Consider the following 15765-nt stretch of genomic DNA (forward strand, 5'->3'; position numbering starts at 1 on the left):
CCTTTGACTCGGAAGGCGAACTCCGCATACGCTGTTCTTCGGATATACGAACTACCGTTTCTATATGCGAAAGACAGTGAGGTCATGTCGCGATACAAAAGCTCGGGCACGCGCCCAAGGCTCAAACGCTCATTGCTCCCTTTAGCGGCCGGTATGTTGCTGGCGGTCACTGCGACTGCGGGCTGTGCACCAGTGGAGAGATCGGGGAATCCAACACTCAGCCTGGCTGACTCGTATTCTCCCAAGCACCCGTTCGGCAAGTACGGTGTCAGCGTCTTCCTCGACAAACTCAAAGGAGACGGCATCGACACCGAGTACTACCCGTCTGGTCAGATGGGGAACGCCGAGGATCTTGCCTCTCTCATTTCCACTGACAACATCGACATCGGCCCGGCATCAGCTGCTTATCTGGAAGACAAACTTCCGCTGTCCAGCGTCGGCGACCTGCCCATGATGACGACAGATGCCTGCGTTGCCTCCGATTCGATGATGGACCTCCTCGATGAGGACGGCATCCTCTACAAAGAGGAATACGAAGACCGCGGACTTCGACCGCTTTGGGTCTCAATCATCCCCGGATACGAAGTGATGACGAGCAAAACCAAGGTCGAAGATCCCGCTGACGTGCGTGGACTGCTTCTCCGCTCCTCGGGTGGTGCATTCGACGTCACGATGGAGACAATCGGGGCATCGGCGGTGAGCATGTCGGCGGCCGATACCTACGAGGCGATGACACGTAACACCGTCGATGGAACCGCCATGCCGTTCGTCAGCGTGCTCTCTTACAACCTCGAGCAGGTCGCCAAATACTCGACCAAGGGCCTCAACCTCGGTTCTGTTGGCATCCCGTATGTCATCAGTGAACGCACCTGGGATGGTCTTAGCTCGCAGGAACAAGACAAAGTCACTGACGCTGCCGCTCAGGCTCAGCAATCATTGTGCGCTGGCCTCAACAAGGAAAAGTCCGAAGCCGAATCACTGATGAAAGACGCCGGCGTCGAGCTCGTCCCAATCACTGGCGATGCCAAAGATCAGTGGACTGATGAACTGAGTCGGGCCAAGTCTGATTGGGCTACCAGCCTCGATTCGGCTGGCCTCCCCGGAACCGAAGTATTGACCGAATTCGAGAAGGCGGTGACCACGAATGAGCGAAATCGATCAAACTCCTGACCACTACACTCATCGCTACGGCAACACCCACCGAGCGATCGTGTCCACGTCAAAATGGTGTGCGATCGTCGCGCTAGCGCTGATCACAGTGCTTATGCTCACTGAGGTCGTGCTTCGATACTTCGCTGGAAGCCCGCTGGGGTGGAACGTCTCGTTCATCGAAAAAGTTCTACTGCCTGCCATCGTCTTCCTCGGCATGCCATGGGGCTACGCAGTCAGCGCACACGTCGCTGCGGACATGCTATATGAGCACCTTCCTGCCAAAGTGCAGTCGGCCGCACGATGGCTCAGCCTCATCGTCGTATTCGTGGGAATCGCCGCGTTGGCTATCGCTGGGACGATCACAATGCTCGAAGCACTCAAACACGGAGACATTCCACCGCCGCTGTCATCCCAGCTACCGATCTACAGCTGGATCTGGCAGGCATTCCTCCCGCTCGGGAGCCTGTTCACCGCTGTCGTCATTCTCCTGGAATCCAAGACCTTCCTCAAAGGCGGTGCAGCCTGATGCTTGTACTCACCATCACAGCACTCTTGCTGGCCCTCATCCTGCTCCGGATACCGATCGCCTTCACCATCCTGATCAGCGGCATCATCGGCCTGTTGGCACTCGGCGGTCCAGCCGATGTCATCGGTGTACTGATGACGATCCCGCAAAGCGCGGTCAGCAACAATTCGTTGGCAGCGATCCCCCTGTTCATCCTCATGGCGCAGTTCGTCCTCCACAGCGGTGCACTCTCCAGCCTGTTCGACTCGGCAAAGGTCCTCGTCGGCCGCATGCGCGGCGGAACGGCACACGCCGCTGTCGGAGCCGGAGCAATCTTCGCTGCGGTCTCGGGATCATCCACCGCCGCGGCAGCGACTCTTGCTCATACTTCAACCGGCGAACTCATTCGCCAGGGCTACAACAACCGCCTCAGCGCCGGAGTCGTGGCCGCAGCAGGAACACTGGCGGCCATGATCCCACCCAGCGTGCTCCTCATCTTCTACGCCATCACAGCCGAAGCCGGAGTCGGACCCACCCTCATCGCCGGGATCATCCCTGGCCTCCTCGTGGCAGTGGCACTAGTCATCACGATCACCATTCTGATCACGTTCAACTCCTCATCAGCACCACGAGGCGAATCCAGCACTGGGCGTGAGAAGTTCCTCAGTCTTGCCGGCCTCTTGCCGATTGCTGCGCTCTTCATCCTCGTCGTCGGCCTTGTCTTCCTCGGTGTAACGACCGCAACCGAAGCCGCCGCAGTCGGATGTCTAGGTGCTTTGGGACTGATGCTCGGCAAGAAGAAGCTCACGTGGGCGAACCTGACGAAATCGTTCGCAGAGGCGCTGAGCTCATCGATCATGATCCTGACGATCATCATGGCTGCCCACGTCTTCGGACATTTCATCACCGAATCGCAGGTGACACCTCATTTGGTCGATTCCCTTTCGGCGCTGCCTGTTGCTCCGATCGTCGTCATCGCAATCATCGCCTTTGGCTACCTGATTCTCGGCTTCTTCATGGACCAGATGGCGATCATCGCGCTGACCGTACCGGTGACTCTGCCGGTCGTGACAGAACTAGGATTCGACCCGATCTGGTTCGGAATCGTCGTCATTCTGCTGGCCGAAATCGGGCTGATCACTCCCCCGCTGGGCCTCAATGTCTTCGTCGTCGCTCAAGCGGCCAGAATGCCGGTCGAGGATGTCTTCCGTGGCAGTGTTCCGTTCGTCTTCGCGATTCTGGCCGTCGGAGTCCTGCTCTTCGCCTTTCCGCAAATCGTCCTCTTACTGCCAGAAATGATGGGAAGTCTATGACCCACACACATCCCGTGCAGAATGCTCAGGTCAAGGGGCCGCTCGACGGACTGATAGTCGTCGAGATCGCCACGGTCATTATGGGACCCTTGGCCGGACGGCTCTTCGCCAAGCTCGGCGCAGAGGTCATTCACATCGAAGCTCCCAGCGGAGATGTGATCCGCCGGTCTGGCCAATCTCGAAACCCCGGGATGTCAGCTGCCGCGCTCAGCCTCGGAGATGGAAAGAAGAACATCACACTCGACTTCTCAAGCGCTGAGGACCAACGTACGCTGAACGACCTCATCGGTATCGCGGACATCATCGTCACCAACTACCTTCCGCGACAGCGTCAGAAATATGGTTTCGACTGGGACTCAGTTGCTGAGATCAACCCGCAATGTGTTCTCATCACGGCGCAAGGATTCTCTTCGAACAGTCCAGAACGTGACCGGCCCGCGTATGACGACATCATTCAAGCAGCCAGTGGTCTCAGCGATGTCTATCGCAAATCATTGGGCCGGCCACAGTACGCTCCGTATGTCGTCGCCGACAAAGTCTGCGCCCTGTCGATGGTCTATTCCGGACTCGCTGCGATCCACCGCCGCCATATCACCGGGCTCGGGCAGTGGGTCGATGTTCCCATGTTCGATGTGATGTCCGACTTCAACATGGTCGAACAGCTCAACGACTACACGTTCGAGCCCCCACTGGGAGACGCTGGCTGGCACCGAACAATCAATCCGGCTCGACGACCACACCGCACCACAGACGGATGGGTCTGTGTGCTGCCCTACAACGACCGACAGTGGCAAACTTTCCTCGCCCTTGACGATCCAACCGTCGCGGACGGAGCTGTGCCTTATGCAACGAATCGCGACCGCAACGCCCACGTCGAAGAAACACAGGCCCTCATCGCCGAATTCGCCGCGCACCGCTCGACAAGCGAAGTCATCAAACTCTGCCACGACCACGACATTCCGGCCCAAGCACTCAACAGGATCGAAGACCTCGTCGACGACGAATATCTCAGACGACGCGGGACTGTGGAACGAGTCGATCACCCCACAGAAGGCACCTACTGGCGAACCACGCCGAACGTCGGCTATTCAGAGTCACCACTGCAGCCAGTCAATGTGGCTTCGTCGGCTGACGGAGATCGCGAGGGCATCATGACTCTCATCAAACAAAGGAGAAACAAATGACCAGCGAATCGATCAAGCACTATGTCGGCGAGGAACTCAAGGCCTACACACCGCCGCGCCACACTTTGACATCAAATCTCAGGCTCTTGCCTGGCGACGATGCCAACGGAGAAGTCTCTGTCGTACGCGGAACGATCGAGCACGGCGGATCTGCACTCCCCCACCGCCATCTGAAGAGTACCCAATTCCTCCATATCCTCTCGGGTCGCTGTTCAGTCGAACTCGGCGCACAAACCCTCGAACTGGGCGGAGGCGACTCAGTGCTGATCCCGACCGACGTCGTTCACCATGTTGAAGTCCTCTCAACAGAGCCACTGGAGCTCATCAACGTGTACTACCCCGCCCTTGCAGCCGACGACACGATCGAATAATCATGAAACGTCGACATGCAGCCGAGTGCGTCATCTAGGCTGGCGTCATGGTTGAGAAGCACCGGACAGTCAGCCGTGTCGTCGGCATCCTCGAGTTCGTCGTGCGTTCCCCCAACGGCGCATCTCTTTCTGAGATCGCCGGACATCTGGACGCTCCGAAGTCATCCGTCTACGGCTTCGTGCGCGGACTCGAAGCCGAGGGTTACTTGAAGGAAAACGAAGCTGGACACTTTGTCTTCGGTCTGGGCGCTCATACCTTGTTGGCATCCCAGGCGACTTCCCTCGTCGAACTTGCTGCACCAGTGATGAACACCATCGGGAGCAAGCTCGGTGAAACCATCACCCTCGCAGTATTCCTCGATCACGAACTGACCTACGTCCACTCGGTCCCTTCCAACCAGCGGATCGGCTACAACCCCGAGATGCACACCCGCCGCCCACTCTGGCCCACAAGTGCCGGCAAGATTCTATTGGCAGCGTCTGAGACTCCAGAGCTCAAGATGCATGTCTTGACGTCAGAAGATCTCGAGGCAGAAACCCTTGAAGCCGAGATCACATCAGTGCGTAAAAGAGGCTACGGCCTCAACATCGGCGAAACAGTCGCTGATGTGTCCGCATTCGCCCTCGGGCTCAAGATCGGATCCTCCTTGGCCGCAGCCATTACGGTCGGCGGCCCAAACGTCCGGATGCGGCCCCATATTGAAGAAATGGTCAGTACTGCTCGGTCGGCCATCAGCAGCAGTGGCCTCGACGTGTGGAGTTTCACCTAGTCAATGAAGGCCCCTATCGTTTCGACCATTCTTCCGGGATCCAGTAGTGAACTGCTCTTCACGATGTTGCGAAATACTCCCTCAACCCGTCGGACATGCGCCCAGTCCTGAAGCCGTCGCCCGCGAGTGGGTCGTTTCCGAATATCACGTCGCCGATTTGTTCTGCGTTGACGAGCACAGCTCCCCGTCGATAGTTTCCATCCGTGTCGGCAAGCTGTCCAATGACTGCGCTGTCTATTTTTTGGTTCATGCAGACAGTTCACACTCGACATGAGAATCAAAACAATGCGATTCGCATGGCATGAGAAAATCGTGTTTCTCAGACCACTTTCACGTCACCCCATCCATCAATAACTAGTCATCGATGAACACGCATTCGAAGTCAGCATTTCCTCAGTACTTCACCGTGCCGATTCGCTGTGACCGTACCGTCGAATACCGCAAACTCGCCCCCGATGAGTACTGTCGAAACTCCGCTTGCAAGTTGCCAAGGATCGTCATACGTCGAGTTTTCACGGACTGTGTCAGGATCGAATATTGCCAGGTCAGCAATGTTTCCCTGCGCGACTAGACCGCGATCGACCAACCTCATCCGTTCGGCTGGTTGACTGGTCATCTTGCGGACAGCCTCTTCCAGGGTGATCAGGCCCTCGTCGCGCACATACTTGCCCAGTACCCTGGCGAATGTTCCGAACGAACGGGGGTGCGGCATACCTTCCCCTTCGGGCTTCAGTGTCCAACCGTCGCTCGCGACCGAGACGAGCGGATGAGAAAGCACCTTCGAGACATCGGCAGGATCCATCGCGTGGTTGACAATCCCGACAGAGGCCCCGTGAGCTGCGAGGACACGCATTGCAGCTTCTTCTGCGTTGCAACCCTCTGCTCTACCGATCTGCGCGATGGAGCTCCCGATCGCCCATGTGTTGTCGTCATCACTGTCCCCGTTTCCGAGAGCAGAGATAACGACTCCCTCAGGATCGATGTCTCTTCCAAATCGAGCTGCCATATCGCTTGCAATCCTCGACCGCGTCATCGGATCAGCGAGTCGTTCCAACAGTGCCTCTTGCCCACCGTCCATCGCGTATCCGGGCAGTCTCGAGGTGAGTCTTGTACTTGAGGCTGTGTATGGATAGACATCGGCTTTGACATCGAGTCCGTCCTCTCGTGCTCGTTCAATCCGTTTCAACGCGAGAGCCGGCGAGCCGTAGTTCTCCGGCCCCATCGCTTTGAGATGGGAGATCTCCAACCTGGCTCCGGCCGCAGTGGCCGCTTCGATGGCTTCGTCGACCGCGGAGAGAAGACTGTGGGACTCGTTCCTCATATGCGTCGAGTAGAGCAGGTCGGCCCCTGCAGCTTCCGCTACAAGTGCAGCTACTTCGTTCGGCTGAGAATACATTCCTGGAGCGTAGATGAGTCCGCTAGAGAACCCATATACTCCCGCTGAGGCCGCCTCCGCGACCTGTGCCTTCATCTCTGCCAATTGGGCCGTGTCCGGAACGGCGTCGATCGGTCCCATCACGTACGAGCGGATACTCGACAATCCGACTTGCAGGGCAATGTTGATGCCTGGTCCGATTGTTTGCACTGCCTCTGCGAATCCCTCAGCTCCAGTCCATTCGGCGGTGAATTCTGCGTCGAGGTGGGCATTGTCGCGCTGGATCTGAGCAACTGACCGTGCTGGGAATGGCGAGGACCCGCAGTTTCCGACAAGTGCGGTGGTCACTCCTTGAAGAAGCTGTGTCTCCGCTGCCGGATCTGCCATGACTGAGAAGTCAGAGTGCGAGTGCAGATCGATGAAGCCAGGGGCAAGCACTTGGTTGTGAGCATTGATTGTTCGACGCGCCCGTGACTCGTCCAGCGAATCGATATGGCTTTGCGGCCTTTCGCACTCCGCCTCGCCAGAAGCAGCCTCGAAGGTGTCGGCGACATGGACGATTCTTCCGTCGCGGATTCCGACTTCCCCATGGAATCCCGGACGTCCGCTGCCATCGATGATGTGTGCGTTGGTAATGAGAAGATCAAACATTGTTTACCTCGTTTCGACGAAGAGGATGAGGAAGTACATGATGCAAGCGGGGACAAGGAGCATCCATCCTGTGAACAGCATGTTGCGGAGGTTCGTTGACCGGGCGAGTCCCATGACTCCCACCATGTTTCCGTTGGGGAATGGCCCGTAAGTGTCAGCTTTCGATGCGAAGAGAAGCACAATGACCCACGAGCCGGCGCTCACGCCGAGCGTAGTTCCGAGGTCGCCGAATACCTTGTCGAGCAGAACCACCTGCGCCGCAGTAGCTCCAGGTACGCCGACCCAGCCCAGTAGAGCGATGATGATCGTGAAGACGAACGGGGACGCAGATTCGAGCTGTGCGCCGAATAGGTCCATGACGACGTCGAACGGAGCCAACTTGTCGATAATGATGAAGAGGGCCGCTAGCAACCAGAAAAGGATGAAGATGCTGATGACCTGCGAGCATCCTCGATAGATGGTGGAGACGATGTCCGCTACTCTCATCCGACTTGCGATGGCAGTGGCGACACCGAGGATAGGCAAAGCGAGAAGGGGGAAAGTGGTTCCGGCCGACGTGACAGCGGCGAAGACAACAGATACTGCTAAGAGTGCGAGAAAGACGAACGTCGGCAACCGCGATCCGGGGGTCTCACCAGATTTCGCTTCTCCTACTTCCTCGGCCGAATAGAAGTCATTCTCTTTGGCCGTCCAACGCTGCATCAGCGCTACCACTGGCACTCCGACTACCAGGGAGAGCAGGGCAATCGGTCCGCCACCGTAAAGGACGTACTGTCCGTAGTTCACCTCGGCCGCTTCCATGATCGCGACATTCGAGCCTGCGAACGGCGCGAGGGCAAGCCCTGCACAACCGCCGATGAAAAGCATCGACGCCGTAGCCGACTTTGTGTACCCAAGCCGAGCAGTAATCGGGAGGAGAATCGGTGCGGCGATCGCAATGGCACCGGCCAGCGTACCGAGAGCCGCCACCAGGATCAGGCAGGAGGCCATGACGCCGAAGACCATCATGTTTTTGCCGCTTCGTCCGAACACGTGCATCACGGTCGAGACGATGCTTTGAGCAACACCGGTAACTTTGAGAACCTCGCCGACACCTGCACCGAGCATGATGATGAGGCCGATGATCGTGATCTGGTCTGCCAACGATTCACCGAGCATCTCTCCGATCTCGATGGCTCCCATCTTGGAGATGATGATGCCTGCGACCACCGCGACGACAGTCGCCACGACGATGTCCATCCCAAGGATCGCCAATACAGCGTAGAGGACAATTGGGAGAAGCCCCCACAGCGTCGGACCATCGGATATGAAGGCTGCGACAACGGCGAGGACAACGCCAATCGAAGATATGACCCAGATCAACCTCGATCTGCCCGGCGTTAGCGCCGTCTCATATGCGTTGGATGACGTCTTCGAAGTTGGTGTATCGGGAAGAGCTTCGTTGCTCACTTAGTTCTCCTAAATCAAGGGTTATGACGTATCAATCAGTGTCCGTTAGATGGAGGCCTCAGCAAGAACCTCCTCAGTGGTCTGTCCTCGCCTGAGAAGTACGTATTGTTGGTCCCGATCGCCGTTGTAGCCGTAAATTGGGATCCGAGGCAATAGGTTGTACGAGAAGTGGTTGCTGAAGTAGTACGCCCCAGTTTCTGGCACAGCCACAATGTCTCCAGACTCAAGAGCCGGCAACATTGTGTCTCGTGCTAGAAGGTCACCAGCGAAACAGGCGGGTCCTGCAATATCGTGAGCGACCAGTTCTCCCTGTTCTTTCGGCGAACCGTCGGCATCAAAGGGCAGAATTCGCAATGGCCAATCTTTCGGCGCATAGGCAGTTCGAGTCGCCACCTGAACGCCCGCATGAGCAACTGCGATTTTGCGATCACCAGCCGACTTCACGTACTCAACGCGTGTCACCATCGTTCCGGTTTTGGCGAGGAGAGCTCGCCCGAACTCTGTCACGAGGTCGAAGCCGAACAGTTCAGGAACAGCGTCTACGAGGGCCTTACGATAGTCTGCGAAAGTAGGAGTAATTTCTTCGCCGGCGAAGTTGACTGCAAGTCCTCCCCCAATGTCAATGCGCTTGATCTGCTTCTCACTGCCGCCACGGCGCGCAGATCGATCGTTGATTTCTTGAGCGAGTGCGACGACTTGCGAAATCCCTTGCGCAGCGTGTTGGAGGCTGACCCCTTGAGAACCCGAATGTATGTGGATCTGTGTCAACCAAGGACGGTTCAAATAGGTCCGAATGACTTCAGCTCGGGTACCTGGATCAGATAGTCCAAATCCGAACTTCGAAGTTGTCGAGGCCGTGCTCAGTGCTTCGATTTCTCCAGAGCCCGTCTGAGGATTGATTCTCAGACCGATCGGTGGCATAGCCTCACGGGCCGACAAATGATCCAGATCAGACAGTATTTGATCTACCCGGCAAAGTTCTTCGAAGTTGTCGATGTTCATCGATACTCCGAGCTCAAGCGCTTGCCTCAGCTCAGTCCAGGTCTTTGCAGGTGAGTCGAAGACGATCTTGTCCGGAGCGAACCCAGATGCCAAGGCCAGTGCAAGTTCGCCCTTGCTCGCAACCTCACAGCCAGCCCCCTTGTCAGCGTATCTCTGAAGTAGCTCCTTGACCGGTACAGCTTTACAAGCAACCGCGTGGAGAGCTGTACCCGGAATATTAAAAGCTGCGTCAAGTTCTTGGAAGAGGACGTCCAGAAGGTCTAGATCGATCAAGCCCACTAGTGGAGTTACGTCGTCTAGATGCGGGAGGCCGGAGCCCGGGAACTGTTGCGCCAGCGAGAATATCGCCTGCATCCGCCTTGAAACGTGGTTGGGATCGATAGGTCGGCACGGCGTTGTGCTAAAGCTTGTTGGCATGATCCCAATCATAAGCACCTGTTGAATGATAGAAGCGACAATGAATGCACACTTTTGGATAGATCTCATTGTGCGTAAGTCACAACCAAAGCACCAAAGTCGCTATCTTGGCCGATGCGGCAAACTGGCCGAATACCAGATGTACTCGCATTCGAGGCGGAAGGAGTATTCAACTCTCTTCGGCGGCTGGAAGCGTGGACAACCATTCTCCATAAAGACGGTCTGACCTCTTCACAGCTAGCGCTACAGTGCAACTTGCGGGACTGAGCCAGTCGGCGTCATGAGATGCGGGAAAGAGCCAAGACAAACTATTCGATCTGTATGCCTCAAAGAGCCACAGGAGCACATCGAGTTTCTCTTGGGCGAGGCCCACGAGGCGCAATGCCTCAGCGGCCCGGCCGCTCAAGCCCACACACAGGATCAGCGTGAGCAGTTGAAACTTGTCGTTGGGGCCCATAATCGTCCTGCGCTGCCTCGACAGAACCACTTTCGAATGTCGTACCTGCTGAGAGAACTACAGGATTGACGTCACGTCGATCCTGTCTTCGTGCGCGCCGGCATCCTAACACCCGTCAGACCAGAGCATCGATGACCGTCATGCCACCAAACTGCCATGGGAGCCCCTAGAAACATTTTCGAATACGTGTTCTAATAAAGGAATGGACCTCCACTTCTGGAACACTGATCGACTGTCCGCCTATGACGCGAAGGCACGTCGCCGCTTCGTTCGCGTCATGGTCTTCGGCGCATCGGGATACCCGGATGCCATCGGACTCAGCGAGGTGTCGAATACTGCGCTAAAGCATCTGGACCGCTTTGCCGACGACCACGGCTATCGGTTGATCCGTCGCAGTCGCGATGATTTCAGATTCCACGTCGTACTGATGATCTCCAACGAAGATCGGATCATCTCGCGGAACGTCTACACGTCGGTCGACGCGGTTGACGGCGCTGTAGACAGCGAGGCTGCCATTGCGACGGTCGAGGACGACACCGGATCGATCTTCAGCATCGCGGCCGTCTACAACTACTCCCCTTGGCCTAACGTTCTGACCGATGTCCAGGCATTCGCCGATCGGAATTCTGAAGGTCGTCTAATCGTTGGGGGCGACTTCAACATGGCCAGGATGCTCGATGACGATAAGGAGCTGCGGCACTTGGGCACCATCGCTTTCGAACGCATTAATCGCGACTTGGGGTGGACTGAAGTCCTGCCAGGCTCGTCCGGCGATGAAGTTCCCACGTGGCCAGTCGGCCCCTCGGCCGGAAATCGGCCGCGCCAGCTCGATCACGTCTTCGTCAAGGGGCTGTATGACTTCTCCGCGGAATGTTCAGTGACCATCCCACCAGAGGAGGACGTCCGCCTCTCTGATCACGCGCTTCTTCAGGCCCGTCTCCGCCCTGCTCAGGCGGAGTTCACCCGAGATATTTCGCGATCGGTCCTTGCGGCACGCTGATCCACACATTATCCCCGGCCGCAATCGAGCGAGCTCTACGATCGAAATCCCCTGGCGAGAATTGAACATTGAAATAGAGTTCCTACCGGACGTGGCCACTGCAATCTAATCTGGGCCACTCTCTATCAGTACCACCCTCAACGCTTAATAGAGCAAAACAGGCACACTGGAAGTATCGATCGACATCTTGCCCCGGATCTCCGGCCCGGGCGGAGATCGAGCCAGCAGCGAAAGTCGCCGGCTCGATCTCCCCGCTTGTGGTCAGGCCACCGCAGTGGCATCAACCTCTTGGTCAGAGGTCATCCGACGAGGCGTGAATGCTCCGACGATCAGCATGGCTGCGGCAGAGACGACAAGACCCACCATCGCATAGGGAACCACCGAGCCGACTGCCTGAGCAATTGCAGCTCCCGCGACTCCGCCTAGAACTCCAGCAATGGCACTACCCGGCCCGAGCAAGCTAGTACGTCGAAGCATGAAGCCGAGGAAAATGGGACAGAATAGTCCAGCTGCAGAATATGCGTAAGAGGCAACGATCCAATCGAGCGCACCGGGAAATGCTAATGAGAGTACAAGCGAGAGAGCAAGGACAACCACACTGAACACTCGTGAAAGCGACAGTTCTCGGCCAGGTGAAACCTCCGTCTTTGAGTATGACTTCACGAGGTCTTGGGTCACGTTGACGACAACCGACTGAACAGCACTGGTCACGGTCGACAACAGTGTCGCACAGATAAAGGTCGAATAGAGGACGGCGAGGATCAGCGGCATTTGAGAGATGACGGTGCCGGCGGCGTCTTCGGGGTTGGCGAGATCCGGATTCATTGAGTATGCCGACATGCCAAGTATGGCTGCATAGAACTTGGTGCCAAGGAGCAGAATGCCAGTGCCGATGAGCGACCATATTACGGCTTTGAGCGTGCTTGCAGCGTAGATTCGCTGGAAGTACATCTGGTTTGTCATCGTCCCTGGCAACACGGACATGAACCACAGCGCGATGGTGAGCAGGCCAGGTGCAATGAAGCCGTACCAGCTGGAGCGTTCCGGGGTGGCCGTTGCCATAACCTCTGTCCATCCGCCGGAACTGTTCAGGGCGAAAAACACCGTCGTGACACCCATGATCACCATGAGCCCTCCGAACAGGGCATCTGTCCAAGCCACCGAGGTCATGCCTCCTGGCAGCACGAAGATAAGTCCGACGATCGCAAATCCGATGGCGAGGAGAGTCGGACTGATGCCAGTGAAAGTACTGAAGAGATTTGCGAAAGCAACGAGCTGCGTGCACAGCCAGCCGAAAGGGACGACCATGGTCATCAGTGTGATGATCGTGGTCAAGAACTTGTGATTTCCATAGAGCTTCTTGATGATGTCTGGCAGGCTGACGAACTCGTGAGCGCGAAGCCATTTTGCTAAGAAGATAAGCCCCATTACCCCGCCGGCAGAGAAGAGCCCGTACGTGATTACTCCCCACCCGAACTGATAGCCCAGGCCCACTTGAGCGACGAGCATTCCTCCGCCCGAGGCGGTCGCAAACTGAGTCAAGAGAACTACGATGAACGGGAGACTGCGCCCACCGACGGACCACCCCTCGGCGCTTCGTGACTTCCGACTTATCCAAATTGCAAAAAGTACTGTCGCGACGAGGACCAGGGCGTTGGTCGCTAAATAGAGTACGGGTTCAGACATGGGGGCTCCCTAATACAGACTGGTTTGTTCGTAGATCGATGCCTACCAGTCAGCACTGTGGAGCGAACTAGGTGCGGCGGTTCCACCGCCGCCACCCGAATATCAGGTTCTCACTGTTCGGGTAGCAGTCAGCGGCCGCCTCCCTCCGAGCGGAATATCGCTCGGCTCGTGTCTCCACGGAAGAGGCTTTGACTGTAGACCACCGGCCACCCATCGCTCGTTGAACCCAAACGTGTAATCAGCAGGGCTGCTGTCGGCGAAGTCGGGCAGGAGAGCAGATGCTCTTCGTCCTCAGTGAGGATCACCGGTTCGATCGCGGTGCTGTCGTAGTTGATCTGAGTATCAAAATCGTTCTGCAGGATGTCCCACAGAGGCAGAGACATATTTGAATTCAACAAGTTGGGGAAACGACGGGTAACAAGCCAGGAAGTCTCCAACGCGGCGGGCTCACCGTCGATATAGCGAACACGCTGCAACAGCGTGAGGGCCTCGTCAGCCGCCACCGACAGACGGCGTGCCATGGTCGGATTGACCTGGTCCGCAGCGACTTTCAGGAGCTGATGGTCCGTGTCGGAAGGAATCGAGAACTTCAGGTCCAGGACCGAAAGGTCTCGCTTCTCCGGGTTCACGAATGTACCTCTTCCGCGTTTTCGAGAGAGATATCCTTCGTTGACCAACGCCAGCACAGCTTGGCGAATGGTTGAGCGACTCACTTTGTACTTTTCGCTCAATTCCAGTTCTGCGGTGATTCGTTCCCCGGATTCCCAGCTGCCAGTGCGAATCTTCTCGATGAAGATCTTCCGCAACTGCGCATGTAGAGGTTCCGCGCTCGTTTCATCCAATCGTTGCTCTGTCACTTCGCTGTCTACCTTCCGTTGGTATCAGCTTACGGTGCTTTATCATGGCTTGCCCCTCCTTCCTCTGTTTGATCAGTCGAGCTACCGAAGCCCGATCTCGAGCAAGTACGTCCTTTTCGACACGTCGTTGACGTTCGGTCTCTTTAGTCGCAGGTCCACCGCGAGTCACACGAGCTTGCGCGTTCTGGTCCGGGTCGAGGGCTTTGACGACCATGTCCTCGGAGACCTGGAGGCGGTAGCCGACGACGTCTTCAGATGCAGCGGCAATGTCTTCGGCGGTGATGGATTCGGAATTCCTTCCCGCTGCCAGCGTGTCCTTCACCAGCGTCCCAATGATGTGATGGGCCGTTCGGAAGGACAGATCGTGCTCTCGGACGATGCCGTTCGCAAGTTCGGTCACGCAGCTGAAGTTCATCGATGCACGACGTCGCATGAGTTCGGTATCGAAAGACATGTGCTCGAGAGTGTGAGTGAAGAGTTCGATCGAAGCCTTCGCCTCGGCAATGCCATTCCAGACCCAGCTGAGTGATTCGACACTGGATTCGCGAGAATGAGAGTAAGGAGCGGATTTGAGTGCCGTGAGGCTCGAAATCCAAGCAGCCTCGACATGCGCGGCTTTCGACTTGATGTGCTCGAGCGTCACAGGGTTCTTCTTCTGCGGCATGATGCTACTCGTCACGGCGATGTCGGCATCGACCTCAAGGTAACCGAACTCAGCGGTCGCCCAAACTTGCAGTTCAGCCCCGAAGCGACTGAGATTGTTCGTGAGGATCGCCAATGCGCCAAGCGCCTCGACCGCGTAATCGCGTGAAGCGACCCCGTCGAGTGAATTATCCATCGGCCCGTCGAACCCAAGCGCCTCTGCCGTAAACTCTCTGTCGAGGGGAAACGTCGTCGACGCCATGGCCCCACTGCCCAGAGGGCACTGGTTGGCTCTCTCTGCAGTCGCAAGGATCCTTTGATGATCCCGCTGAATGGCCTCGAACAGTGCAGCAAAATAGTGAGCCAGCGTAATCGGCTCAGCTGCTTGGAGATGGGTATACCCGCTGACCACATCTCGCTCGTGCCGGTCAGCGAGACACAGCGCGGTGTCTCGAAGTCGGTTAACGAGTTCGAGAACCTCAATCAGTTCTTCTCGCATCCGCATTCGAGCAATAGTCGCGAGAATGTCGTTGCGGCTTCGACCGGTATGCATTGAGCCACCGATCTCTGGACCCACCTTGGCAATGACTGCCGCTTCGATGGTGAAGTAGAGGTCTTCGTGCCTCGGGTCAAAGGGCAACGCCTGCGCGCCCTCGCCGAGAATGGCGTCGTTTGCAGTGTTCAAGGCCGATGCTGTCCGCGCATCGAGCTCGCCAACCAGTTGCAACATGGCGATGTGGACTTTGTTGACTTCGATGAAGTATTCGAAGCTCGCGGCCAGATCGCGCTTCATGGCGGGATCAATCAGAAGGCGATGCACCACACCATCGGGAGTGCGGTCGAGTCTACTCACAGATAAAGTCCTAACATCCGAATGTCCGTACAACGTGATACACACTACACTATTGCGCGAACTCCGCAATGGCTCAGCTTG

At 56.9% G+C, this 15765-nt stretch carries 13 protein-coding genes; 7 read left to right on the plus strand and 6 right to left on the minus strand.

The window, feature by feature from the left end; genetic code table 11:
• Positions 1–84: 84 nt before the first annotated feature.
• From dctP to AC3CD9_RS07145, 6 genes are read left to right on the plus strand one after another with little or no spacing between them, the layout of a single operon-like run.
• Positions 85–1170 (plus strand): TRAP transporter substrate-binding protein DctP, encoded by a 1086-nt coding sequence (gene dctP, locus AC3CD9_RS07120; protein ID WP_488366981.1) that lies wholly within the window; start codon positions 85–87, stop codon positions 1168–1170.
• On the plus strand, positions 1145–1678 hold the full coding sequence (locus tag AC3CD9_RS07125) for a TRAP transporter small permease (protein WP_488366982.1): 534 nt from the start codon (positions 1145–1147) through the stop codon (positions 1676–1678). The genes dctP and AC3CD9_RS07125 overlap by 26 nt, the downstream gene beginning before the upstream one ends.
• Complete coding sequence (locus AC3CD9_RS07130) at positions 1678–2970, plus strand: TRAP transporter large permease (protein WP_488366983.1); 1293 nt, start codon at positions 1678–1680, stop codon at positions 2968–2970. Before AC3CD9_RS07125 ends, AC3CD9_RS07130 begins: the two co-directional genes overlap by 1 nt.
• On the plus strand, positions 2967–4154 hold the full coding sequence (locus AC3CD9_RS07135) for a CaiB/BaiF CoA transferase family protein (RefSeq protein WP_488366984.1): 1188 nt from the start codon (positions 2967–2969) through the stop codon (positions 4152–4154). Before AC3CD9_RS07130 ends, AC3CD9_RS07135 begins: the two co-directional genes overlap by 4 nt.
• Positions 4151–4525: a cupin domain-containing protein gene (locus tag AC3CD9_RS07140; RefSeq protein WP_488366985.1), complete on the plus strand. Its 375-nt coding sequence runs from the start codon at positions 4151–4153 to the stop codon at positions 4523–4525. The genes AC3CD9_RS07135 and AC3CD9_RS07140 overlap by 4 nt, the downstream gene beginning before the upstream one ends.
• 47 nt (positions 4526–4572) lie before the next feature.
• Positions 4573–5295: an IclR family transcriptional regulator gene (locus AC3CD9_RS07145; RefSeq protein WP_488366986.1), complete on the plus strand. Its 723-nt coding sequence runs from the start codon at positions 4573–4575 to the stop codon at positions 5293–5295.
• Between the two features lie 382 nt (positions 5296–5677).
• Here AC3CD9_RS07145 and AC3CD9_RS07150 read toward each other — a convergent pair whose 3' ends face one another.
• Genes AC3CD9_RS07150 through AC3CD9_RS07160 form a run of 3 tightly spaced genes read right to left on the minus strand, consistent with a single transcriptional unit; the run spans position 5678 to position 10051 of the window.
• Positions 5678–7321 carry an N-acyl-D-amino-acid deacylase family protein gene (locus tag AC3CD9_RS07150; RefSeq protein ID WP_488366987.1) on the minus strand — a complete coding sequence of 548 codons (1644 nt, stop codon included), beginning with the start codon at positions 7319–7321 and terminating at the stop codon, positions 5678–5680.
• Positions 7322–7324: 3 nt separating this feature from the next.
• Positions 7325–8770: a Na+/H+ antiporter NhaC family protein gene (locus AC3CD9_RS07155; protein WP_487488829.1), complete on the minus strand. Its 1446-nt coding sequence runs from the start codon at positions 8768–8770 to the stop codon at positions 7325–7327.
• A gap of 45 nt (positions 8771–8815) precedes the next feature.
• Positions 8816–10051: a type III PLP-dependent enzyme domain-containing protein gene (locus AC3CD9_RS07160; protein ID WP_488367514.1), complete on the minus strand. Its 1236-nt coding sequence runs from the start codon at positions 10049–10051 to the stop codon at positions 8816–8818.
• A gap of 797 nt (positions 10052–10848) precedes the next feature.
• Here AC3CD9_RS07160 and AC3CD9_RS07165 point away from each other — a divergent pair.
• Positions 10849–11646 (plus strand): endonuclease/exonuclease/phosphatase family protein, encoded by a 798-nt coding sequence (locus AC3CD9_RS07165; RefSeq protein ID WP_488366988.1) that lies wholly within the window; start codon positions 10849–10851, stop codon positions 11644–11646.
• Positions 11647–11907: 261 nt separating this feature from the next.
• Here the strand turns inward: AC3CD9_RS07165 and AC3CD9_RS07170 are convergent, their stop codons facing one another.
• The 3 genes from AC3CD9_RS07170 to argH form a co-directional block, all read right to left on the minus strand.
• A complete protein-coding gene (locus AC3CD9_RS07170) occupies positions 11908–13332 on the minus strand; it encodes a sodium:solute symporter family protein (protein ID WP_488366989.1) in 1425 nt (474 codons plus the stop codon).
• A gap of 128 nt (positions 13333–13460) precedes the next feature.
• The gene (locus AC3CD9_RS07175) at positions 13461–14189 is read right to left on the minus strand and encodes a GntR family transcriptional regulator (protein WP_488366991.1); all 729 of its coding nucleotides are present in this window, start codon (positions 14187–14189) and stop codon (positions 13461–13463) included.
• Positions 14167–15684 carry an argininosuccinate lyase gene (gene argH, locus AC3CD9_RS07180; RefSeq protein ID WP_488366992.1) on the minus strand — a complete coding sequence of 506 codons (1518 nt, stop codon included), beginning with the start codon at positions 15682–15684 and terminating at the stop codon, positions 14167–14169. The genes AC3CD9_RS07175 and argH overlap by 23 nt, the downstream gene beginning before the upstream one ends.
• Positions 15685–15765: the final 81 nt, after the last annotated feature.

This window comes from Brevibacterium sp. MGP-B1, assembly GCF_057766545.1.